Genomic DNA, 21,257 nt, shown 5'->3' with positions numbered 1-21,257 from the left:
TAAATATGCCGAACATCCGTGTCGCGCCTGTGGGTATTCCGTTCCCGCAGCCGCCAGCCAAGCATAACCAAGGAACTGCCCATGAGCGCCAGCACCTCTGCCACCCTGCGTCACGACTGGTCTTTAGCCGAAGTCAAAGCCCTCTTCGTACAGCCATTCAACGACTTGCTGTTCCAGGCGCAGACAGTGCACCGCGCGCATTTCAACGCCAACCGCGTGCAGGTTTCCACCCTGCTGTCGATCAAGACCGGCGCCTGTCCGGAAGACTGCAAATACTGTCCGCAGTCCGGTCACTACAACACCGGTCTGGAAAAAGAAAAGCTGATGGAAGTGCAGAAGGTCCTCGAAGAGGCTGCCCGCGCCAAAGCCATCGGCTCGACGCGCTTCTGCATGGGCGCAGCGTGGAAACACCCGTCGGCCAAAGACATGCCGTACGTGCTGAAGATGGTCGAAGGCGTCAAGGCCATGGGCCTGGAAACCTGCATGACCCTCGGTCGTCTCGATCAGGAGCAGACCGCAGCGCTGGCCAAGGCTGGCCTGGATTACTACAACCACAACCTCGACACCTCGCCGGAGTTCTACGGCAGCATCATCACCACCCGTACTTACAGCGAGCGTCTGCAGACCCTGGCCTACGTGCGTGAGTCGGGGATGAAGATCTGCTCCGGCGGCATTCTCGGCATGGGCGAGTCGCTGGATGACCGCGCCAATCTGCTGATCCAGCTGGCCAACCTGCCGGAGCATCCGGAATCGGTGCCGATCAACATGCTGGTGAAAGTCGCCGGCACGCCGCTGGAAAATGCTGACGATGTCGACCCGTTCGACTTCATCCGCATGCTCGCCGTGGCGCGCATCCTCATGCCGCAATCCCACGTGCGCCTGTCCGCCGGCCGCGAAGCGATGAACGAGCAGATGCAGGCCCTGGCGTTCTTTGCCGGTGCCAACTCGATTTTCTACGGCGACAAACTGCTGACCACCGCCAACCCGCAGGCCGACAAGGACATGCAACTGTTCGCGCGTCTGGGCATCCAGCCGGAAGCGCGCGAAGAGCATTCCGATGAGGTGCATCAGGCCGCGATCGAGCAGGCGCTGGTGGAGCAGAAGAGCAGCGAGCAGTTCTATAACGCTGCGGTTTGACCGCCACTTGAAATGCAAAACCTTGTAGGCGTGAGCCTGCTCGCGATAGCGGTCTGACATTCACCAATAATGTCGACTGATACACCGCCATCGCGAGCAGGCTCACTCCTACAGGGGATCTGTGTCACTTGAAAGTCGAGGCCTGCATGTCTTTCGATCTCGCCGCACGCCTTGCTGCCCGCCGTGCTGAAAACCTCTACCGCCAGCGCCCGTTGCTCGAGTCCCCGCAGGGACCTGAAGTGGTGGTCGACGGCCAGCCATTATTGGCGTTCTGCAACAACGACTACCTGGGCCTGGCCAATCACCCGCAGGTGATCGAAGCCTGGCGCGCCGGTGCCAAGCGCTGGGGCGTTGGTGGTGGCGCGTCGCATCTGGTGATCGGCCATAGCGGCCCGCACCATGCGCTCGAAGAAGCATTGGCCGATCTCACTAGCCGGCCGCGTGCGCTGCTGTTCACCACCGGCTACATGGCCAACCTCGGCGCGGTCACGGCGCTGGTCGGGCAGGGTGATACGGTGTTGGAAGACCGGCTCAACCATGCCTCGCTGCTTGATGCGGGCCTGCTGTCTGGCGCGCGTTTCAATCGGTATCTGCACAATGACGCCGACAGTCTGGCCAGGCGTCTGGAGAAGGCTACCGGCAACACGCTGGTGGTCACCGATGGCGTGTTCAGCATGGACGGCGACATCGCCGATCTGCCGGCGCTGGCGCGTGAGGCCAAGGCCAGAGGCGCGTGGCTGATGGTCGACGATGCCCATGGCTTCGGCCCGCTCGGCGCCAATGGCGGCGGAATTGTTGAGCATTTCGGCTTGAGCCAGGACGATGTGCCGGTGCTGGTCGGCACCCTGGGCAAGGCGTTCGGCACCGCCGGCGCCTTTGTCGCCGGCAGCGAAGAGCTGATCGAAAGCCTGATCCAGTTCGCCCGGCCGTACATCTACACCACCAGCCAACCGCCGGCGCTGGCCTGTGCCACGCTGAAAAGTCTGGAGTTGCTGCGCAGCGAACACTGGCGTCGTGAACATTTGCAGACGCTGATTCGCCAGTTCCGCCAGGGTGCCGAGCAGATCGGTCTGCAACTGATGGACAGCTTCACCCCGATCCAGCCGATCCTGATCGGCGATGCCGCTCGCGCCGTGCGCCTGTCACAGATGCTGCGTGAGCGTGGCTTGATGGTCACGGCAATCCGTCCGCCTACCGTGCCCGCTGGCAGCGCACGCCTGCGCGTGACCCTGACCGCCGCCCACAGCGAGGCGCAGGTGCAGCTATTGTTAGAAGGACTGGCCGATTGCTTTGCCCAACTGTCGCCGGAGCCAAGCCATGCGTGATCGCCTGATTCTGCTGCCCGGCTGGGGCCTCGGTGTTTCGCCGCTGGAGCCCTTGGCGGCGGCGTTGCGCGGGCTCAACGAGCATCTGCATGTCGAGATCGAGCCGTTGCCGGAGCTGGACTCCGGCGCTCTGCAGGACTGGCTCGACGAACTCGATGAGCGCATTCCTCAAGACGTGTGGCTGGGCGGCTGGTCGCTGGGCGGCATGCTTGCCTCTGAATTGGCAGCACGGCGCGGTGAGCGTTGCTGCGGTCTGCTGACCTTGGCGAGTAATCCGTCCTTCGTGGCTCACGAGCAATGGCCGAGTGCGATGCCGGGCGAAACGTTCGATGCGTTTCTTGCCGGTTGCACGGCCGATCCGAAAACCACGCTCAAACGTTTTACGCTGCTGTGTGCCCAGGGTGCGCAAGACCCACGCGGTTTGTCGCGCCTGATGCTCGGCGGCGCGCCGAACACCACGCCAGCCGCCTTGATGGCCGGGCTGGAATTGCTCGCCCAACTGGACACCCGTGATGCGTTGCAGGCGTTCCGTGGGCCGCAATTGCACTTGTTCGCCGGGCAGGACGGTTTGGTGCCTGCGGAGGCGGCGGGCGAGTTGTTCGCGCTGTTGCCGGATATCGAAATTGGCCTGATCGAACAGGCCAGTCATGCGTTTCTTCTGGAAGACCCCCATGGTGTGGCGGGTGCGATCCAGGCTTTTCTACATGAGTGTGGCGATGACTGATTTGTCTCTTGTTGCGCTGCCCGGCGGCTTGCCCGACAAGCGCCAGGTCGCGGCCTCCTTTTCCCGTGCAGCGGCCAGTTACGACAGCGTCGCCGAGTTGCAGCGCGACGTTGGCACGCAGTTGCTGCAGCGCTTGCCGGCGAGTTTCGTGCCGTCCCGTTGGCTGGATCTGGGTTGCGGCACCGGTTATTTCACTCGCGCACTGGCCGAGCGTTTCCCGTATGGCCAGGGGTTGGCGCTGGACATCGCCGAAGGCATGCTCGAACACGCACGTCCGCTGGGCGGCGCGGAGCATTTCATCGCCGGTGATGCCGAGCGTCTGCCGCTGCAGGATGCGACCTGCGAGCTGATTTTCTCCAGCCTTGCGGTGCAGTGGTGTGCCGACTTCGAGTCGGTGCTCAGTGAGGCTGTTCGCGTGCTGAAACCCGGCGGGATTTTTGCGTTTGCTAGTCTTTGTGTCGGGACGCTGTACGAATTGCGCGACAGCTGGCGCGAGGTCGATGGGCTGGTGCACGTCAACCGCTTCCGTGAGTTCGCCCGTTATCAAAAGTCGTGCACGGACAGCGGCTTGCGCACGGTGAGTCTGCAGAATCAGGCGCACGTGCTGCATTACCCTGATGTGCGCAGCCTGACCCATGAGCTCAAGGCGCTGGGTGCGCACAATCTGAACCCCGGTCGACCGGGAGGTTTGACCGGGCGAGCGCGGATTCTCGGTCTGGTCGCGGCTTATGAGCAGTACCGTCAGGCACAGGGATTGCCGGCGACCTATCAAGTGGTTTACGCCGTGTTGGAGAAACCCTTATGAGCGCAGCCTATTTCATCACCGGAACGGACACCGACGTCGGCAAGACCACCGTGGCTGCCGGGTTGCTGCATGCGGCACGATCAGCAGGGTTGAGTACGGCGGCGGGCAAGCCGGTGGCTTCGGGCTGCGAAGTGACGCCCAAAGGACTGCGCAATGCCGATGCGCTGGCACTGCTGGCTGAGTGTTCGTTGCCACTGACGTATCAACAGGTCAATCCGGTGGCGTTCGAACCGGCCATCGCCCCGCATCTGGCGGCGCGCGAGGCTGGCGTGGCGTTGACGGTGCAATCGTTGCTGGTACCGATGCGCGAGATCCTGGCGCTGAATGCCGATTTCACCCTGATTGAGGGGGCGGGTGGCTGGCGGGTCCCGTTGGCGGATCAGGCCAATCTCTCCGACTTGGCCATGGCGTTGAAGCTGCCGGTGATCCTGGTGGTGGGTGTTCGATTGGGCTGCATCAGTCATGCGTTGCTGACGGCTGAGGCGATCGCGCGCGATGGCCTGCAACTGGCCGGTTGGGTGGCCAACATCATTGATCCGAAGACATCGCGGCTGGAGGAGAACCTGGCGACCCTGGCCGAGCGGCTGCCGGCGCCATGCCTGGGGCGTGTGCCGAAATTGAAGGCGCTGAGCGCCGAGGCGGTGGCGGATCATTTGCAGCTGGATTTGCTCGACTAATGTTTTTGGCTATGACAGGGCACTGTGCCATCAGTATTTTTGACGGGTGTTTTTCTGGCGCCTCTGCTTCAATGGTAACCATTGATCCTTCCCAAGGATGAGAACTCCCATGGAAATCTCCGGTAACACAGCTTTTTATGCGGGTTTGAGCACCATTCAGACCGGGCAGAACCGCGTCGATCAGGCCGCCAGCCAGATTGCCAACAACACCATCGAGCGTTCGGTCACCAGCCAGTCTTCCGAGGCGCAAGTGGATCGTCTGCGCGGGATTGACCGCAGCCAGCAAATGGATCCGGGCAGCGCCATGGCCGAGATGGCCCAAGGCAAGTTCCAGGTGGAGCTGGGCACCAAGGTCGCCAAGGCCTCCGATGAAATGCTCGGTACGATCATCGACACGTTTGCCTGATTTTTCTCGCTGTCTGCCTATGGAACGCCGCGCCCTGTCGCGGCGTTTTTCGTTGTAAGTCCTTCTCCCTCAACTAATCTTTTTTTATCGCCCGTGATGCTCCGCAGCTCATGGCGGTTTGCGGTGCCCGGCGTTTTAAAAAGCGGATGACGAACGGCAAAAGATCGATGCTTGACAAGATTTCGGCGTAAACGTATGTTTCAAACAACTGTTTGACCGTCATAACAAATCAACACGGTCGTTCATTCCCGGTTACATCAGCAGAGGTTTATCGCTATGCCTGACTACAAGGCCCCCTTGCGTGATATTCGCTTCGTTCGTGACGAACTGCTCGGCTACGAAGCGCACTATCAGAGCCTTCCGGCTTGCGCCGACGCAACCCCGGACATGGTTGACGCCATTCTCGAAGAAGGCGCCAAGTTTTGTGAGCAGGTATTGGCACCGCTGAACCGTGTGGGCGACCTCGAAGGCTGCACCTGGAGCGAGTCCGGCGTGAAAACCCCGACTGGCTTCAAAGAGGCGTACAAGCAATTCGTCGAAGGCGGCTGGCCAAGCCTGGCGCACGACGTCGAGCACGGCGGTCAGGGCCTGCCGGAGTCGCTGGGTCTGGCCGTCAGCGAAATGGTTGGCGAAGCCAACTGGTCGTGGGGCATGTACCCAGGCCTGTCGCACGGCGCGATGAACACCATCTCCGAGCACGGCACCCCTGAGCAACAAGAAGCCTATCTGACCAAACTGGTGTCCGGCGAGTGGACCGGCACCATGTGCCTGACCGAACCGCACTGCGGCACCGACCTGGGCATGCTGCGCACCAAGGCCGAGCCTCAGGCCGACGGTTCCTACAAAGTCTCCGGCACCAAGATCTTTATCTCGGCCGGTGAACACGACATGGCCGACAACATCGTCCACATCGTACTGGCCCGCCTGCCGGACGCACCGGCTGGCACCAAAGGCATTTCGCTGTTCATCGTTCCAAAGTTCCTGCCGAACGCGGATGGCACCGTCGGTGCACGCAACGCCGTGAGCTGCGGCTCGCTGGAACACAAGATGGGCATCCACGGCAACGCCACTTGCGTGATGAACTTCGACGGCGCCACTGGTTTCCTGATCGGCCCGGCGAACAAAGGCCTGAACTGCATGTTCACCTTTATGAACACCGCGCGTCTGGGTACCGCACTGCAAGGTCTGGCTCACGCCGAAATCGGCTTCCAGGGCGGCCTGAAATACGCTCGCGATCGTCTGCAAATGCGCTCCCTGACTGGCCCGAAAGCGCCGGAAAAAGCCGCTGACCCGATCATCGTGCACCCGGATGTGCGCCGCATGCTGTTGACCATGAAGGCATTCGCCGAAGGCAACCGCGCGATGGTGTACTTCACCGCCAAACAGGTCGACATCGTCAAATACGGCGTCGACGAAGAAGAGAAAAAGAAAGCCGACGCACTGCTGGCGTTCATGACGCCGATCGCCAAAGCCTTCATGACCGAAGTCGGTTTCGAAGCTGCCAACCACGGCGTGCAGATCTACGGCGGCCACGGCTTCATCGCCGAGTGGGGCATGGAGCAGAACGTTCGCGACAGCCGCATCTCGATGCTGTACGAAGGCACCACCGGTATCCAGGCGCTCGACCTGCTGGGCCGTAAAGTGCTGATGACTCAAGGCGAGGCTCTGAAAGGCTTCACCAAGATCGTCCACAAGTTCTGCCAGACCAACGAAGGCAACGAAGCCGTCAAAGAGTTCGTTGCACCGCTGGCGGCACTGAACAAAGAGTGGGGCGAGCTGACCATGAAGGTCGGTATGGCCGCCATGAAAGACCGCGAAGAAGTCGGCGCGGCCTCCGTGGACTACCTGATGTACTCCGGTTACGCCTGCCTGGCCTACTTCTGGGCCGACATGGCACGTGTCGCCGCCGAGAAGCTGGCAGAAGGCAGCGGCGACGCAGCGTTCTACACCGCCAAGCTGCAAACCGCGCGTTTCTACTTCCAGCGCATCCTGCCACGTACCCGTACCCACGTGGCCACCATGCTGTCGGGCGCCAACAACCTGATGGACATGAAGGAAGAAGACTTCGCACTGGGCTACTAAGCCTTAACGCGGTCTGACGAAACCGCTGCGCCTTCGGGGGCAGCGGTTTTTTTTCGCGTTGGATTTATCCCCAATTCCGGGGGAGTTTCCCCAGCAGAAACGGTGCGCCAACAGCGCGAACCTCAGTGTTTATTGATTCAAAATGTTTCTCGAAAGGCTGGCCAATTAATTGCAATGCGCATATCAACCGGCGCTCACGAGAAATCCTGTGCTGTTCCACGACGTCTCTCGCCCGGCAAACGCAAAACAACAATCGTCAGGGTGAAGCACATGAACATCTGCCGACTTGCCTGGTTAGCCCTCACACTTGCTGCCTGCAGTGCCATGGCGGCAGATCCCGCCGAAGTGGAGCCGCTCGTGCCGGAAGTGCCAAGCCTGCAATCCTTGCGTGGAATGGTTCCGCCTGATCCCTCCGGAACCGAGGGCGGGCGCAAAGTCGACCTGATGACCGACTACGTGCTCAATCGCTCAGCCGCGATCCTGCTCGGCAAAGCGTTGTTCTGGGACATGGAAGTCGGCAGCGATGGCGCCACCGCTTGCGCATCCTGCCACTACCACGCCGGTGTCGACCATCGCATCACCAACCAGCTCAACCCCGGCCAGGCGCACACCAGCGCCAACATCGCGTCGATCTTCAACAAACCCTTCGTAGCCTCTGACATCCCCGGTGACGTGGCGTCTTACGCAACCCTGTCCGGCGGTAAAGGTGGGCCGAACTACACACTGAAGAAAACCGATTTTCCAACCCATGTGCTGAGCAACCCTCTGGAGCGCAATTCGCCTATTGTTTACTCGACCGACGACGTGGTCGGTTCCCAAGGCGTATTCGACGCCAACTTCGTCAAACCCAATCAGCCACGTTTTGACAAATGCACCCAGCAACCGGACGGCATTTTTCAGGTCGGCGGCATCAACGTGCGCCGCAGCACCGGGCGTAACGCGCCGTCGGTGATTAACGCTGCGTTCAACGTGCGCAATTTCTGGGATGGCCGTGCGAACAACGTGTTCAACGGTTTCTCGCCGTTCGGCAATCGTGATCCGGATGCGGGGATTTACGTGACCAGCGAGCGCAGTACGGTGGCGACAAAAGTTCGTCTGGCGCTAAACGACGCATCAGCCGCTTCGCAAGCTGTGGGCCCGCCCGGCAGCGCCGTGGAAATGTCCTGCGGCGGCCGCACTTTCGCCGACATTGGCCGGCGCATGCTCGACCAATTGATGCTCAAGCAACAGCGAATCTCCTCAAGCGATTCCGTGCTCGCTCCGGTATCCGGCGCGCGTCGCCCGACCTATCGCGAGCTGATCAAGAACGCCTTCCAGCCGCGTCTGTGGAACGCCACGCAAAATGTGCTGGTGGGTGGCGCGCCGTACACGCAAATGGAGGCCAATTTCCCGCTGTTCTTCGGGCTGGCGATCCAGATGTACGAAGCCACGCTGGTCTCCGATCAGGCCCCCATCGATGCTTACCTGCAAGGCGATTCAACCGCGCTGAATGCGCAGCAGATCCAGGGCATGAACCTGTTCCTCGGCAAGGGCAAATGCGTCAATTGCCACGGCGGCCCGGAACTGACCAATGCTGCCAGCCGCCTGTTGATGCACCCGCGTGAACGTATCGAGCGCATGGTCATGGCCGACAATCTCACCACGCTCTATGACAACGGTTTCTACAACACGGGTGTGCGTCCGACTTCTGAAGACCTGGCGCTCGGTGGCTCGGACGCCTGGGGCAATCCATGGTCATTCACCCGCCAGTACAACAAGCTGCTGCAGGGCGGCAGCATTCCCGACCCGCTGGATGTTGACGTGTGTACCTTCGAAGCGCCGCTGAGCGCAGCGATTCCGTGCGACGCCACGCTCAAACCCAACGTCAACTTCCGTGATTCGGTCGACGGTGCCTTCAAGACGCCGACCCTGCGTAACATCGCGCTGACCGGGCCGTACTTTCATAACGGCAGCCGCGCGACGCTCAAGCAAGTCATGGAGTTCTACAACCGCGGCGGTGATCGCCGTGGTGAGGACGCCAACAACACCAGCGGCTTCGAGCACCCGGCGGTAAATCAGCACAACACCTCGAACCTGGATCCGGACATGACCAGCCTCAATCTGTCGCCGGATGAGATCGACGCACTGGTGAAATTCATGGAAGTCGGCCTGACCGATCCGCGTGTGGCCTGGGAGCGGGCGCCGTTCGATCATCCGTCGCTGGTCATCCCGCAGGGCCATATCGGCGATGAAAACGCTGTGACCCAGCGTCCGGCAAGTCCGAAAGTCACGACCCGGCAAGCGGCGGATGCTTCGCTCAATCTCAAACCCTACGGTGCTGAAGGACGGAGCCCGGCGGAGGGGCCGCTGCTGCCGTTCTACAACGATCTTTGAGGGGAATCTTCCAGCCTGGCCATCACTCGTGATGGCCAGCGCTTCGCTGAAGGCAAAAAACTTGGCAAATCGCTCAGATACTGAGGTTTTCTGCCGTTAAAGAGACTGCCTGTGATCTGGATCACATTGTGTGTGCTTAACTGGCCCCATTGCAGGCACAATGCCATCTCTTTGATATGACGGGTCGGAGCTTTACCCTTGCCGCGTTCTTCCGCTGTACGTTTCAGTCATTTCCTACCTTCACTGCTGTTGTTGCTTGCGGGGTTGGCGGCTGCGTACGTCAAAGACCTCAACGTGTTCTTCACTTCGCTGTTCAACGTGCTGCCGACCCTGGTGCTGTTGTTGGGCGGCGCGTATTGCGCGGTTTACCGACGTCAGCGCGAACTGTTTCTGATGCTCACGGTGTACATCGCCTACTTTCTGCTCGATACCCAGACCGATTATTACCGCGACAACGGCAAAGTGCGCGACGACGCCGCCGTGGTGTTTCACCTGGTCTGCCTGCTGCTGCCGTTGCTGTTCGGCTTGTTTGCGGCGTGGCAGGAGCGCACGCATCTGTTTCAGGACATGGTCGCGCGCTTCGCGGTGTTGCTGGCCTTCGGCAGTGTGGCGTTGGGGCTTGAGCAAAGTTATCCCCAGGCGTTGCTGATGTGGCTCTCGGAAATTCGCTGGCCGGCGTTGCACGGCGCATGGATGAGCCTGATCCAGCTCTCTTATCCCGTGTTTATCTCGGCGTTCCTGCTATTGGCCTGGCAATACTGGCGCAACCCGCGCCCGCTGCACGCGGCGCAACTGGTTGGCCTGCTCGGCGTGTTCTGGATGCTGCCGAAAACCTTCATCCTGCCGTTCACCCTGAACATCATGTGCAGCCAAGTGATGTTGATGATCGCCGCCGCCGTTGCGCATGAGGCTTATCAAATGGCCTTCCGCGACGAACTCACCGGTCTGCCGGGGCGTCGCGCGCTCAATGAGCGCATGCAACGTCTGGGGCGCAACTATGTGCTGGCGATGAGCGACGTCGATCACTTCAAGAAATTCAACGACACTCACGGTCACGATGTCGGTGACCAGGTGTTGCGTCTGGTCGCCAGCAAGCTGTCGAAAATCAGCGGTGGCGGTAGGGCGTATCGCTATGGTGGTGAGGAATTTGCCTTGGTGTTCGCAGGCAAAACCCTTGAGGAGTGCATGCCGCACCTGGAAGTCATCCGTGAGTCGATTGCGTCCTACAACATCCAGTTGCGCAATCAGGAAAACCGTCCACAGGATGACTTGCAAGGTCGGCAGCGTCGCGGTGGTTCCGGTGCTTCCAGTGTCTCGGTCACGGTCAGTATCGGCGTCGCCGAACGCGTCGAGCAGCGGACCCCGGAAGAAGTCCTGAAGTCCGCCGACCAAGCGTTGTATAGCGCCAAAAGTGCCGGGCGTAACTGCGTCATGGCGTTCGGACAGAACCGCCGCGGGGCGGTGCGCATGGACAGCGCCGCCGGCTGAATCGAGGCCCATCCGTATATAAAGAGCCCGCTGCTTGCGGGCTTCTTTTTACCTTTGAAATGCCAGTGACCAAAAATAACAAATCAGTCACCGCCTGACCCTATGTGTCGCAAAAGTTGTTGAGGTACACTCGACCTCACAGAAAACACCCTTCCACGAATCACCTGTTTAGATCTTGCGAGGTTTGCCATGGCTGACTACAAAGCGCCGCTGCGCGATATGCGCTTCGTCCTCAATGAAGTATTCGAAGTCGCCAAACTCTGGGCCGAACTCCCGGCACTGGCCGAGACCGTTGATGCGGAAACCGTAGAGGCCATTCTCGAAGAAGCCGGCAAGGTCACCAGCAAAAGCATCGCGCCACTGAGCCGAGCTGCCGACGAAGAAGGCTGCCACTGGAAGGACGGTGCCGTCACCACGCCGGCCGGTTTCCCACAGGCTTATCAGACTTACGCTGAAGGCGGCTGGGTCGGTGTCGGTGGCGATCCGGCTTACGGCGGCATGGGTATGCCCAAAGCCGTTTCGGCGCAGGTCGAAGAAATGGTCAACTCCGCCAGCCTGTCGTTCGGTCTGTATCCGATGCTGACCGCCGGTGCGTGCCTGTCGATCAACGCCCACGCCAGCGAAGAGCTGAAAGCCGCGTACCTGCCGAACATGTATGCCGGCATCTGGGCCGGGTCCATGTGCCTGACCGAGCCGCACGCCGGCACCGACCTGGGCATCATCCGCACCAAGGCCGAGCCTCAGGCCGACGGCTCCTACAAGGTCAGCGGCACCAAGATCTTCATCACCGGCGGTGAGCACGACCTGACTGAAAACATCATTCACCTGGTGCTGGCGAAACTGCCGGACGCCCCGGCGGGCCCGAAAGGTATTTCGCTGTTTCTGGTGCCGAAGTTCATGGTCAATGCCGATGGCAGCCTCGGCGCGCGCAACCCGGCGAACTGCGGTTCGATCGAACACAAGATGGGCATCCAGGCGTCCGCGACCTGCGTCATGAACTTTGATGAAGCCGTGGGTTATCTGGTCGGTGAACCGAACAAGGGCCTGGCGGCGATGTTCACCATGATGAACTACGAGCGTCTGGGCGTCGGCATTCAAGGCCTGGCCAGCGGTGAGCGTTCCTACCAGAACGCCGTCGAATACGCCCGTGATCGTCTGCAAAGCCGTTCGCCCACCGGTGCGCAAAACAAAGACAAGGTCGCTGACCCGATCATCGTCCACCCGGACGTGCGTCGCATGCTGCTGACCATGAAAGCCTCGAACGAAGGTGGCCGTGCATTCTCCACCTACGTGGCGATGCAGCTCGACACCGCCAAGTTCAGCGAAGACCCGACTACCCGCAAGCGTGCGGAAGATCTGGTGGCGCTGCTGACGCCAGTGGCCAAGGCATTCCTGACCGACCTGGGTCTGGAAACCACCGTTCACGGCCAGCAGATTTTCGGCGGCCACGGTTACATTCGCGAGTGGGGCCAGGAGCAACTGGTGCGTGACGTACGCATCACGCAAATCTACGAAGGCACCAACGGCATTCAGGCGCTGGATCTGGTCGGGCGCAAGATCGTCGGTAGCGGCGGCGCGTTCTACAAGTTGTTTGCTGACGAGATCCGCCACTTCACCGCGACGGCCAGCGCTGATCTGGGCGAATTCACCAAGCCGCTGAACGACGCCGTCGGCACCCTCGACGAGCTGACTGCGTGGCTGCTGGATCGGGCGAAAACCAATCCGAACGAAATCGGCGCGGCCTCGGTCGAATATTTGCAAGCGTTCGGCTACACCGCCTACGCCTACATGTGGGCATTGATGGCGAAAGCCGCGCTGGGCAAAGAAGCGCAGGACGATTTCTACGCCAGCAAGCTGGGCACCGCGCGGTTCTATTTCGCCCGCCTGCTGCCGCGTATCCACTCGCTGAGCGCGTCGGTGAAGGCTGGTAGCGAATCGCTGTTCCTGCTGAACGCTGAACAGTTCTGATGATGTAGCGTCATGTAAGCATTCTCTTACATGACGTGCTGCTGTTCTCCCATAGGCGTAGATTGGATCCACAGCTAATCTACAACTCATGGACGTCGCGCAGGAAGCGCAAAGCAACAACACGGACACGTAGGATTCTGCCAGGGTGGCGGAGTGAAATGGATGTCAGGGAAACAGTCTGCAAAGCCCCGCTTCGGCGGGGTTTTCTTTTGCCTGAAGAAAAGTGTTCAGCTCAATGGATCTCGCGCAGGCGCGCCTTTGAGCGGTTTGTCCTCACGTTGAATCACCTCTTCCAGCAACGTCCGCAGCAGGGCCAAAGACGCCTGCTGGCGTTGCACATCGCGGCACACCAGCCCGACTGTCAGCGGCACCCGCGGTTCGCTCAGCGGTTTCCACAACAGATCCTCATCGTCGTATTCCTTCTGTGAACGCCCGGGCAGCACCGTCGCCAGTTTGGTGTGCGGCAGACTGTCGAGAATCCCCAGCATATTGTTCAGTTCGGCCTGCACCTGCGGCCGACGCCCGAGGCTCGTCAGTTGCGCCTGCCAGATCTGGCGGATCTGAAACTCTTCACCCAGCAGCAACATCGGCAACTCGGCGGCCTGACGCATCGAGACCTTCTTGAACTCACGCAACGGATGATCCGCCGGGATCACCAGCGTCAGCTCATCTTCATACAGCATCACGCCATGCAGCCCGGGCTGCCGCGGTGGCAGATAGCTGATACCGATGTCCAGCGAGCCGTTAAGCAAGCGGCGCTCGATTTCCAGCCCGGTCAGCTCATAAATCTGCACCACCAGATGCGGCTGCGCTTTGCGTACCCGCTCCAGCATTTGCGGCACGAGGCTGGTGTGCACGGTTTGCAGCACGCCAATCGCCAGAGTGCGCAAGGCCTGGCCCTTGAAGTTGCCCAGTGCCTCACGCGCGCGCTGCAGTCCATCGAGCAGCGGCAGGGCGTGGTTGTACAGCGTATGCGCGGCGAGTGTCGGCAACAGGCGTTTGCTGCTGCGTTCGAACAGGGTGACGTCGAGGTTCTGCTCGAGCTGGCGAATCTGCTGCGACAGCGCCGGTTGCGAGATCGACAGGCGTTCGGCAGCGCGGCCGACATGACCCTCTTCGTAGACCGCGACGAAATAACGCAGTTGTTTGAAATCCATAAGTAATGCTTATCGAAAATGCTGGTAAATCGAAATGGCCCGAAGCCTTCAGTGAGCCTAGTCTAACCGCAATCACAAGGCTTACAGGGCCAGAGAGCGCGATGAATAGCGTTTGCTTCGACAGTGTTTGCATAGGCAGTTCAAAAAACCTCAATCGAGGTTTTTTTCAATGAATCTGTTCAGTTTGCGGCGCCAGGCGCCGAGTCTCGATGACCTCGCGTTTGAGGCTAGCCCCCCCGATGCAGGCGAAAGCCTGAATGCCGCCCGCCTGATGCCCAGCGTCGAGCGCCCGCAGCAGGTGTTCGTTCGTGGTCAGGGTTCCTGGTTGTGGGACAGCAATGACCGCGCCTACCTCGACTTCTCCCAGGCCGGCGGCGCCAACAGTCTCGGGCACAGCCCCTCGGCGCTGGTCAAAGCCATTGCCGGGCAGGCCCAGGCGCTGATCAATCCCGGTTTCAATCTGCACAATCGCGGCATGCTCAGCCTCGCCGAGCGCCTGTGTGCCAGCACTTGCAGTGATCAGGCCTACCTGCTCAACAGCGGTAGCGAGGCCTGTGAAGCGGCGATCAAACTGGCACGCAAATGGGGCCAACTGCATCGTGGTGGCGCCTCGCGGATCATCGTGGCCAAACAAGGCTGCCATGGCCGTAGTCTGGCGACGATTTCCGCGTCAGACAGTGGCAACCTGCACAACCGCTTCGCCCCGTTGCTGCCGGGTTTCGATCGAGTGCCATTCAACGACTTGCCGGCGCTGCACGCTGCGGTAGACGCGCACACCGTGGCGATCATGCTCGAACCGATCCAGAGCGATGCCGGGGTGATTCCGGCCACCGAACATTACCTCAAGGGTGTCGAGCGCCTGTGCCGCGAGCTGGGCATTCTGCTGATCCTTGACGAAGTGCAGACCGGCATCGGTCGCTGTGGCACCTTGCTCGCCGAACAGTCCTACGGCGTACGCGCCGATATCGTCGTGCTCGGCAAGGGCCTTGGCGGCGGTGTTCCGCTGGCGGCGTTGCTGGCTCGCGGCAAGGCCTGCTGCTTCGATGCGGGTGAGTTGGGCGGCACTCATCATGGCAACGCGCTGATGGCTGCGGCCGGTCTGGTGGTCCTCGACAGCGTGCAGGATCGGGCCTTTCTGCAGCAAGTCAACGAGAGCGGCCAGCACCTGCGCGAGGGCCTCGCGCGACTGGCACACCGCTACGGCCATGGTGAGTTACGCGGGCAAGGGCTGTTCTGGGGCCTGAGCCTGTCAGAGGATTCTGCCGATGCCGTAGTCAATGCCGCGTTGCACGAAGGCTTGCTGCTCAACGCGCCGCAAGCCAATTGCCTGCGTTTCACCCCGGCGCTCACCGTGAGCAAGGCCAACATCGATGAAATGCTCCTGCGTCTGACCCGCGCCTTTTCGCGGGTGCGCACCGCGCAACTGCAATGCCGTAAAGGGATTGCCGTTTGAGCTGAAGTGTCCTGCCTGATTTCAAGAACCGTCTCGCGGTATAACGCACGCCTCACGCCTGATTCTTTTGGCGTGGGGCGTTTTTTTTTGGCCTGGGTGATGGCGATCAAATGGCGTTTGCACTGAACCCTGACGAATGGCGCTGGTCGATTAGCTTGTATGGCTCATGTGAGCCAACCCCCATTCAGGAGCTGACCATGGACTTCATTCGCATCATCATCGCCATTCTGTTGCCGCCACTGGGCGTGTTTCTGCAGGTCGGGTTCGGCGGGGCGTTCTGGTTGAACATTCTGCTGACGCTGTGTGGCTACATTCCGGGGATCGTGCATGCGGTGTACATCATCGCCAAGCGCTGAGCATTGCGTCGTCTGATACAAAGCCATCGCGAGCAGGCTCACTCCTACAGAGGATCGGTGTCGTTCACAAACCCTGTAGGAGTGAGCCTGCTCGCGATTGGGACACCGCAATTCCGAATAGCAAATGCGGTGTTCAGTCCGCCAACCCCATCACCCGCCGGTAAAACTTCCACTCCTGCTCCAGTGCATGCGCCTGATTCACCGCCCGGCGAAAGCCATGGCGCTCGTCAGCGTAGTAATGCGCCTCGACATCAATGCCATTGCGCTCCAGTGCCGTGACCATGTCGCGGGTCTGTTGCGGCACGACGACGGCGTCCAGTTCACCCTGAAAGAAAATCACCGGCACACGAATGTTGCTCGCGTGTAGCAATGGCGTGCGCGCCGCGTAGCGCTCGGCGTACTGCTCGGGATCGCCGATCAGCCAGTCCAGATAATCACCTTCGAACTTGTGCGTCGCCCGGGCCAGTGCCACCGGGTCGCTGACGCCATACAAACTGGCGCCGGCGCGGAACACCTGGTGAAACGCCAGCGCGCACAACGTGGTGTAACCCCCGGCGCTGCCGCCACGGATGAAGGCGCGCTCGCCGTCGATCAGACCTTGTTCGGCCAGGGATGCCACCACCGCGCAGGCGTCCTCGACATCCACCTCGCCCCAGCTCAGGTGCAAAGCCTGGCGATACTCGCGGCCATAACCGCTGCTGCCGCGATAGTTGAGGTCGGCGACGGCGAAACCGCGTTGCGTCCAGTACTGGATGCGCGGGTCGAGCATCGGGTAGCAGGCCGAGGTCGGGCCGCCGTGGATGAACACCACCAGCGGTGGTCTGGCTTCGTCATTCATGGCCGGGTAGAAAAAGCCATGGGCCTCGCCCGTGCCGCTCGGATAGCGCAGGGTTTGCGGACGGCTGATGCGTTCGGCGGGCAAGGGCGCCACACCACCGGCCAGCACATTGACTTCGCGGGTCGTGCGATCAATCGCGATCACCGCCGAAGGGCTGATCGGCGAGGCAGCGATGCAGTAGATGAATTGCTGATCCAGCGCCAGATGGCGGAAGCGGCTGTAGTCGCCAGTGAAGTCTTCGCCGCCGAGCATCAGGCGGCCAAAACCGCCCTCGGTCCAACTCGCCAGAAACGAATTCTCGACCGGGAGCCAAGTGCAGCCGCCCAGTTGCCACGGCGCCGGCGCATGATCGGCCTGCGCCGCTGGCAATGCTCTTAAGCCGTCGGAGGTTTCTACCCACGGCTGCCAGAATCCACCGCGATCGGTCAGGCAATGCAGGCGATTTCCGGCATCGAATCGCGGTTGCTGGATGGACTCTTCACCCTCGGCGCCAGCCACGCATCGCGGTGAACTGAATGCATCCTCGGTCAGGCGTTCAGCCACCATCAAACGCGTTGAGGTCCACGGCTGATGCGGGCGGCTCCACTCGATCCACGCCAAACGTCGGCCATCCGGGCTGATGGTGGGGGCGGCGTAAAAATCCGCGCCTTCAGCCAAGACATGCCGGGTGCCGTCAGCCAGATCAAGCGCTACCAGCCGATGCTGATCTTGCTGTTCTTCAACCGCCAGAATCTGGCCGCCAGCAAAATGCAGATCGCCATAACGGCACTCGCCTGACGTCAGCGCCTCAGGCGCGCCATCCAGCGTCTGCCGGTACAGCTGCTGGTCTGTCTCATTGACGAAAACCACCCCGTCCGGCGTCAGACAGAAGGCCCCGCCGCCATATTCGTACACCCGGCTGCGCACACTGAAGCCCTTCGGCGTCAGGCATTTCGCCACGCCGTCGCGCCACTGCCAGATCCGGCACGCGGCATCTTCCGGGCGATATTCATTCCAGAACACACCGTGGGCGCCGAGCTGCAGTTCGGCGAAATCCATGCCGGCGGCGACGGCCTGGGTGGCGCTGAAAGGCTCAGCCCTTGGCGATGAGGCGTGAGTTTCGTTCATTACGGAAGGCCAGTTGTTCGATGGTCTGGGTAGCGTGCTCGGCTTCTTCGCGGGCCTTGAGGATCACGCCGTGATGTTCGGACTTGCTGCACACCGGGTCGGCATTGCTCGCGTCACCCGTGAGCATGAATGCCTGACAGCGGCAGCCGCCGAAGTCCTGTTCCTTCTCGTCACAGGAGCGGCACGGCTCGGGCATCCAGTCGTAACCGCGAAAACGGTTGAAGCCGAACGAGTCGTACCAGATGTGCTGCATGCTGTGGTCGCGCACGTTGGGAAATTGTACCGGCAGTTGTCGCGCGCCATGACAGGGCAGGGCGGTGCCGTCCGGGGTGACCGTCAGAAAAAGGCTGCCCCAGCCGTTCATGCAGGCTTTCGGGCGTTCCTCGTAATAATCCGGGGTGACGAAAATCAGCTTGCACGGGTGCCCTTCGGCTTCCAGCTTGGCGCGGTATTCGTTGGTGATGCGCTCGGCGCGCACCAGTTGCTCTTTGGTCGGCAACAGGCCGACACGATTGAGCTGCGCCCAGCCGTAGAACTGGCAGGTGGCGAGTTCGACGAAGTCGGCCTCCAGCGCGATGCACAGCTCGATGATGCGGTCGATCTTGTCGATGTTGTGCCGGTGGGTGACGAAATTCAGCACCATCGGATAGCCGTGGGCTTTCACCGCACGAGCCATTTCCAGTTTCTGCGCGAAGGCTTTTTTCGAGCCGGCGAGCAGGTTGTTCACTTGCTCGTCACTGGCCTGGAAACTGATCTGGATGTGATCGAGACCGGCCTTCTTGAAATCGCTGATTTTCTGCTCGGTCAGGCCGATACCGGAGGTGATCAGGTTGGTGTAGAAGCCCAACTGGCGCGCCTCCCGGATCAGCTCGGCGAGGTCCTGGCGCACCAGTGGCTCGCCACCGGAAAAGCCCAGTTGCGCCGCGCCCATCTCCCGCGCTTCGCGGAATACCTTGATCCACTGCTCGGTGCTCAGCTCTTTGCCCTGCTCGGCGAAATCCAGCGGATTGGAGCAGTACGGGCATTGCAGCGGGCAGCGGTAAGTCAGCTCGGCGAGCAGCCACAGCGGCAGGCCGACCTCAGGCTTGGGCGGCAGATCAGTCAAGGGTGATCCAGTGCTGTGCACGGGCAACCTCCATGAATTGCTCGATGTCATCACCGAGCTCAGGCACGCCGGGGAACTGCTCATCGAGTTTGGCGATGATTGCCGCGACATCGCGTTCACCGTCGATCAAACCGCCGATCAGCGCGGCGCTGTCGTTGAGCTTGATCATGCCCTCGGGGTAGAGCAGCACGTGGCCTTTTTGCGCCGGTTCGTACTGGAAACGGTAGCCGGGACGCCAGGTCGGGGTCTTGCTGCGGTCGAAACTCATAGGGTGATTCCTTTGTGCCAGACCCGTTGCTCGGTGACGCTGTGATACGGCGGGCGGTTCAGTTCGTAAGCCATGCTCATGGCATCGAGCATGCTCCAAAGAATGTCCAGTTTGAACTGGAGAATTTCCAGCATGCGCTCCTGGCCTTCGCGGGTCTTGTAGTGTTCAAGCGTGATCGCCAGACCGTGCTCGACATCGCGCCGCGCCTGCCCGAGGCGGGTGCGGAAGTATTCGTAACCGGCCGGGTCGATCCACGGGTAATGCTGCGGCCAGCTGTCGAGGCGCGACTGGTGGATCTGCGGCGCGAACAGTTCGGTCAGCGAGCTGCTGGCGGCTTCCTGCCAACTGGCGCGGCGGGCGAAGTTGACGTAGGCATCGACGGCGAAACGCACCCCGGGCAGCACCAGCTCCTGAGAGCGCAGTTGATCCGGGTCGAGACCGACTGCTTGCCCGAGGCGCAGCCAGGCTTCGATGCCGCCGTCTTCACCGGGAGCGCCGTCGTGGTCGAGCAGGCGTTGAATCCACTCGCGGCGGATTTCGCGATCCGGGCAATTGGCGAGAATCGCCGCGTCTTTCAGGGGGATGTTCACCTGATAGTAGAAGCGGTTGGCGACCCAGCCCTGAATCTGCTCGCGGCTGGCGCGGCCTTCATACATCGCCACGTGATACGGATGGTAGATGTGGTAGTAGGCGCCCTTGGCGCGCAGGGCCGCTTCGAATTCGCTGGGGGACATAGGCGTGTCAGTCATTGCGGTTCTCCGGGGAACAACCCTAGAAATCTCTTTTGTTTGCACTGGCCTCTTCGCGAGCAGGCTCGCTCCCACAGGTTGATCGCATTTCAATGTGGGAGCGAGCCTGCTCGCGAAGGGGGGTCTCAAAGGCTTACAGCACGATACTCATGCCATCAAACGCCACTTCAACATTACGCCGCGCCAGTTCCGCGCGCTCAGCCGAATCCTCATCGAGAATCGGGTTGGTGTTGTTGATGTGGATAAGCACCTTGCGCTGTTCGGGCAACTGTTCCAGCACTTCGAGCATGCCGCCGGGGCCGTTCTGCGCCAGGTGGCCCATCTCGCGACCGGTGCGGGTGCCGACGCCACGGCGCTGCATTTCATCGTCGTCCCACAGCGTGCCATCCACCAGCAGGCAATCGCTGCCTGCCATGATCTCCAGCAGCGGCGCGTCGACCTTGCCCAGGCCGGGGGCGTAAAACAGTTTGCCGCCGGTGTTGAGGTCTTCGACGATCAGGCCGATGTTGTCGCCCGGGTGCGGGTCGAAACGGTGCGGCGAATACGGCGGCGCGGCGCTGCGCAACGGCAGTGGGGTGAAACGCAGGTTCGGGCAGGCAGCGACGGTGAAGCTCTGGTCGAGTTCGATGCGATTCCAGTTCAAACCGCCGTTCCAGTGGGTGAGCATCTTGAACAGCGGGAAGCCGGTGCTCAGGTCTTCGTGAACCATGTCCGTGCACCACACCTGATGCGGGCAGCCTTCGCGCAGGCTGAGCAGGCCGGTGGTGTGGTCGATCTGGCTGTCCATCAGAATGATCGCGCTGATGCCGGTGTCACGCAGGGCGCGACCCGGTTGCATCGGGGCGAAACTCTGCAGTTGCGCGCGGATGTCCGGCGAGGCGTTGCACAACACCCAGTTCACGCCATCATCGGAAATCGCGATGGACGATTGGGTGCGGGCCTTGGCATTCAGGCTGCCGTCGCGAAAGCCTGCGCAATTGACGCAGTTGCAGTTCCACTGCGGAAATCCGCCACCGGCGGCCGAACCCAGAATCTGGACGAACATGAACGCTCCCATCTTTCAACGCTGAAAATAAAACGCCTCGGCGAGCCGAGGCGTTGCACTGCAAGTCTGCGTAGGCAGAACTCAGCGGCTGGCGAAGTACATGGTGACTTCGAAGCCGATACGCAGGTCGGTGTAAGCCGGTTTGGTCCAAGCCATGAGGTGACTCCTTCAAGTGGGTGACGCGGTGGGTGGGA

Annotated in this window: 19 protein-coding genes; 12 read left to right on the top strand and 7 right to left on the bottom strand. The window is 61.1% G+C overall.

Annotated features, from left to right (window positions below; all coding sequences use genetic code 11):
* The first annotated feature begins 81 nt into the window (after positions 1-81).
* The 10 genes from bioB to HBN98_RS09905 all read left to right on the top strand — a co-directional run bounded on the left by bioB (position 82) and on the right by HBN98_RS09905 (position 12,985).
* A complete protein-coding gene (gene bioB / locus HBN98_RS09950) occupies positions 82-1,137 on the top strand; it encodes a biotin synthase BioB (protein ID WP_064589529.1) in 1,056 nt (351 codons plus the stop codon).
* A gap of 146 nt (positions 1,138-1,283) precedes the next feature.
* Positions 1,284-2,462, top strand: a complete 1,179-nt coding sequence (gene bioF, locus HBN98_RS09945) for an 8-amino-7-oxononanoate synthase (RefSeq protein WP_083367732.1) — start codon at positions 1,284-1,286, stop codon at positions 2,460-2,462.
* Positions 2,455-3,186, top strand: coding sequence for an alpha/beta fold hydrolase (locus HBN98_RS09940; protein ID WP_083367733.1), 732 nt, complete (start codon positions 2,455-2,457; stop codon positions 3,184-3,186). The genes bioF and HBN98_RS09940 overlap by 8 nt, the downstream gene beginning before the upstream one ends.
* Positions 3,179-3,991, top strand: coding sequence for a malonyl-ACP O-methyltransferase BioC (gene bioC / locus HBN98_RS09935; protein ID WP_083367734.1), 813 nt, complete (start codon positions 3,179-3,181; stop codon positions 3,989-3,991). Before HBN98_RS09940 ends, bioC begins: the two co-directional genes overlap by 8 nt.
* The gene (bioD, locus tag HBN98_RS09930) at positions 3,988-4,668 is read left to right on the top strand and encodes a dethiobiotin synthase (RefSeq protein WP_083367735.1); all 681 of its coding nucleotides are present in this window, start codon (positions 3,988-3,990) and stop codon (positions 4,666-4,668) included. Before bioC ends, bioD begins: the two co-directional genes overlap by 4 nt.
* 109 nt (positions 4,669-4,777) lie before the next feature.
* Positions 4,778-5,074: a hypothetical protein gene (locus HBN98_RS09925; protein ID WP_003228898.1), complete on the top strand. Its 297-nt coding sequence runs from the start codon at positions 4,778-4,780 to the stop codon at positions 5,072-5,074.
* A gap of 276 nt (positions 5,075-5,350) precedes the next feature.
* Positions 5,351-7,156 (top strand): phenylacyl-CoA dehydrogenase, encoded by a 1,806-nt coding sequence (locus HBN98_RS09920; RefSeq protein ID WP_083367736.1) that lies wholly within the window; start codon positions 5,351-5,353, stop codon positions 7,154-7,156.
* Between the two features lie 270 nt (positions 7,157-7,426).
* Complete coding sequence (locus HBN98_RS09915; RefSeq protein ID WP_083367737.1) at positions 7,427-9,529, top strand: cytochrome-c peroxidase; 2,103 nt, start codon at positions 7,427-7,429, stop codon at positions 9,527-9,529.
* Between the two features lie 198 nt (positions 9,530-9,727).
* Positions 9,728-11,017 (top strand): GGDEF domain-containing protein, encoded by a 1,290-nt coding sequence (locus HBN98_RS09910; protein ID WP_083367738.1) that lies wholly within the window; start codon positions 9,728-9,730, stop codon positions 11,015-11,017.
* A gap of 189 nt (positions 11,018-11,206) precedes the next feature.
* Entirely contained in the window at positions 11,207-12,985 is a 1,779-nt protein-coding gene (locus HBN98_RS09905) for an acyl-CoA dehydrogenase C-terminal domain-containing protein (protein WP_064589521.1), read from the top strand.
* A gap of 227 nt (positions 12,986-13,212) precedes the next feature.
* On the opposite strand, the gene HBN98_RS09900 is transcribed toward HBN98_RS09905, so the two are convergent.
* Positions 13,213-14,142 carry a LysR family transcriptional regulator gene (locus HBN98_RS09900; RefSeq protein ID WP_064589520.1) on the bottom strand — a complete coding sequence of 310 codons (930 nt, stop codon included), beginning with the start codon at positions 14,140-14,142 and terminating at the stop codon, positions 13,213-13,215.
* Between the two features lie 169 nt (positions 14,143-14,311).
* On the opposite strand from HBN98_RS09900, the gene HBN98_RS09895 reads away from it, so the two are divergent.
* Together HBN98_RS09895 and HBN98_RS09890 are read left to right on the top strand one after the other, a co-directional pair.
* Complete coding sequence (locus HBN98_RS09895) at positions 14,312-15,595, top strand: aspartate aminotransferase family protein (protein WP_083367739.1); 1,284 nt, start codon at positions 14,312-14,314, stop codon at positions 15,593-15,595.
* A gap of 197 nt (positions 15,596-15,792) precedes the next feature.
* Positions 15,793-15,951, top strand: coding sequence for a YqaE/Pmp3 family membrane protein (locus tag HBN98_RS09890; RefSeq protein WP_003228885.1), 159 nt, complete (start codon positions 15,793-15,795; stop codon positions 15,949-15,951).
* Positions 15,952-16,084: 133 nt separating this feature from the next.
* Here the strand turns inward: HBN98_RS09890 and HBN98_RS09885 are convergent, their stop codons facing one another.
* The 6 genes from HBN98_RS09885 to pqqA form a co-directional block, all read right to left on the bottom strand.
* Positions 16,085-17,896 carry a S9 family peptidase gene (locus HBN98_RS09885; protein ID WP_083367740.1) on the bottom strand — a complete coding sequence of 604 codons (1,812 nt, stop codon included), beginning with the start codon at positions 17,894-17,896 and terminating at the stop codon, positions 16,085-16,087.
* The gene (pqqE, locus tag HBN98_RS09880) at positions 17,862-19,022 is read right to left on the bottom strand and encodes a pyrroloquinoline quinone biosynthesis protein PqqE (RefSeq protein WP_083367741.1); all 1,161 of its coding nucleotides are present in this window, start codon (positions 19,020-19,022) and stop codon (positions 17,862-17,864) included. The genes HBN98_RS09885 and pqqE overlap by 35 nt, the downstream gene beginning before the upstream one ends.
* Positions 18,994-19,269 (bottom strand): pyrroloquinoline quinone biosynthesis peptide chaperone PqqD, encoded by a 276-nt coding sequence (pqqD, locus tag HBN98_RS09875; RefSeq protein ID WP_025108597.1) that lies wholly within the window; start codon positions 19,267-19,269, stop codon positions 18,994-18,996. Before pqqD ends, pqqE begins: the two co-directional genes overlap by 29 nt.
* A complete protein-coding gene (gene pqqC / locus HBN98_RS09870; RefSeq protein WP_064589515.1) occupies positions 19,266-20,018 on the bottom strand; it encodes a pyrroloquinoline-quinone synthase PqqC in 753 nt (250 codons plus the stop codon). Before pqqC ends, pqqD begins: the two co-directional genes overlap by 4 nt.
* Before the next feature lie 133 nt (positions 20,019-20,151).
* Entirely contained in the window at positions 20,152-21,063 is a 912-nt protein-coding gene (pqqB, locus tag HBN98_RS09865) for a pyrroloquinoline quinone biosynthesis protein PqqB (protein WP_047596447.1), read from the bottom strand.
* 81 nt (positions 21,064-21,144) lie between these two features.
* Positions 21,145-21,219: a pyrroloquinoline quinone precursor peptide PqqA gene (pqqA, locus tag HBN98_RS09860; RefSeq protein ID WP_003444522.1), complete on the bottom strand. Its 75-nt coding sequence runs from the start codon at positions 21,217-21,219 to the stop codon at positions 21,145-21,147.
* Positions 21,220-21,257: the final 38 nt, after the last annotated feature.

This window comes from Pseudomonas koreensis (assembly GCF_012986595.1).
GTDB lineage: Bacteria > Pseudomonadota > Gammaproteobacteria > Pseudomonadales > Pseudomonadaceae > Aquipseudomonas > Aquipseudomonas koreensis.
Note: the sequence above shows the minus strand (reverse complement) of the source record. Positions and strands in the feature narration are given on the sequence as shown.

What these genes read in the sequence shown, in the direction of transcription:
- bioB (WP_064589529.1), top strand. Translation starts at nt 82, where the DNA reads ATGAGCGCCAGCACCTCTGCCACCCTGCGTCACGACTGGTCTTTAGCC.
- bioF (WP_083367732.1), top strand. Translation starts at nt 1,284, where the DNA reads ATGTCTTTCGATCTCGCCGCACGCCTTGCTGCCCGCCGTGCTGAAAAC.
- HBN98_RS09940 (WP_083367733.1), top strand. Translation starts at nt 2,455, where the DNA reads ATGCGTGATCGCCTGATTCTGCTGCCCGGCTGGGGCCTCGGTGTTTCG.
- bioC (WP_083367734.1), top strand. Translation starts at nt 3,179, where the DNA reads ATGACTGATTTGTCTCTTGTTGCGCTGCCCGGCGGCTTGCCCGACAAG.
- bioD (WP_083367735.1), top strand. Translation starts at nt 3,988, where the DNA reads ATGAGCGCAGCCTATTTCATCACCGGAACGGACACCGACGTCGGCAAG.
- HBN98_RS09925 (WP_003228898.1), top strand. Translation starts at nt 4,778, where the DNA reads ATGGAAATCTCCGGTAACACAGCTTTTTATGCGGGTTTGAGCACCATT.
- HBN98_RS09920 (WP_083367736.1), top strand. Translation starts at nt 5,351, where the DNA reads ATGCCTGACTACAAGGCCCCCTTGCGTGATATTCGCTTCGTTCGTGAC.
- HBN98_RS09915 (WP_083367737.1), top strand. Translation starts at nt 7,427, where the DNA reads ATGAACATCTGCCGACTTGCCTGGTTAGCCCTCACACTTGCTGCCTGC.
- HBN98_RS09905 (WP_064589521.1), top strand. Translation starts at nt 11,207, where the DNA reads ATGGCTGACTACAAAGCGCCGCTGCGCGATATGCGCTTCGTCCTCAAT.
- HBN98_RS09900 (WP_064589520.1), bottom strand. Translation starts at nt 14,142, where the DNA reads ATGGATTTCAAACAACTGCGTTATTTCGTCGCGGTCTACGAAGAGGGT.
- HBN98_RS09895 (WP_083367739.1), top strand. Translation starts at nt 14,312, where the DNA reads ATGAATCTGTTCAGTTTGCGGCGCCAGGCGCCGAGTCTCGATGACCTC.
- HBN98_RS09890 (WP_003228885.1), top strand. Translation starts at nt 15,793, where the DNA reads ATGGACTTCATTCGCATCATCATCGCCATTCTGTTGCCGCCACTGGGC.
- HBN98_RS09885 (WP_083367740.1), bottom strand. Translation starts at nt 17,896, where the DNA reads ATGAACGAAACTCACGCCTCATCGCCAAGGGCTGAGCCTTTCAGCGCC.
- pqqD (WP_025108597.1), bottom strand. Translation starts at nt 19,269, where the DNA reads ATGAGTTTCGACCGCAGCAAGACCCCGACCTGGCGTCCCGGCTACCGT.
- pqqC (WP_064589515.1), bottom strand. Translation starts at nt 20,018, where the DNA reads ATGACTGACACGCCTATGTCCCCCAGCGAATTCGAAGCGGCCCTGCGC.
- pqqB (WP_047596447.1), bottom strand. Translation starts at nt 21,063, where the DNA reads ATGTTCGTCCAGATTCTGGGTTCGGCCGCCGGTGGCGGATTTCCGCAG.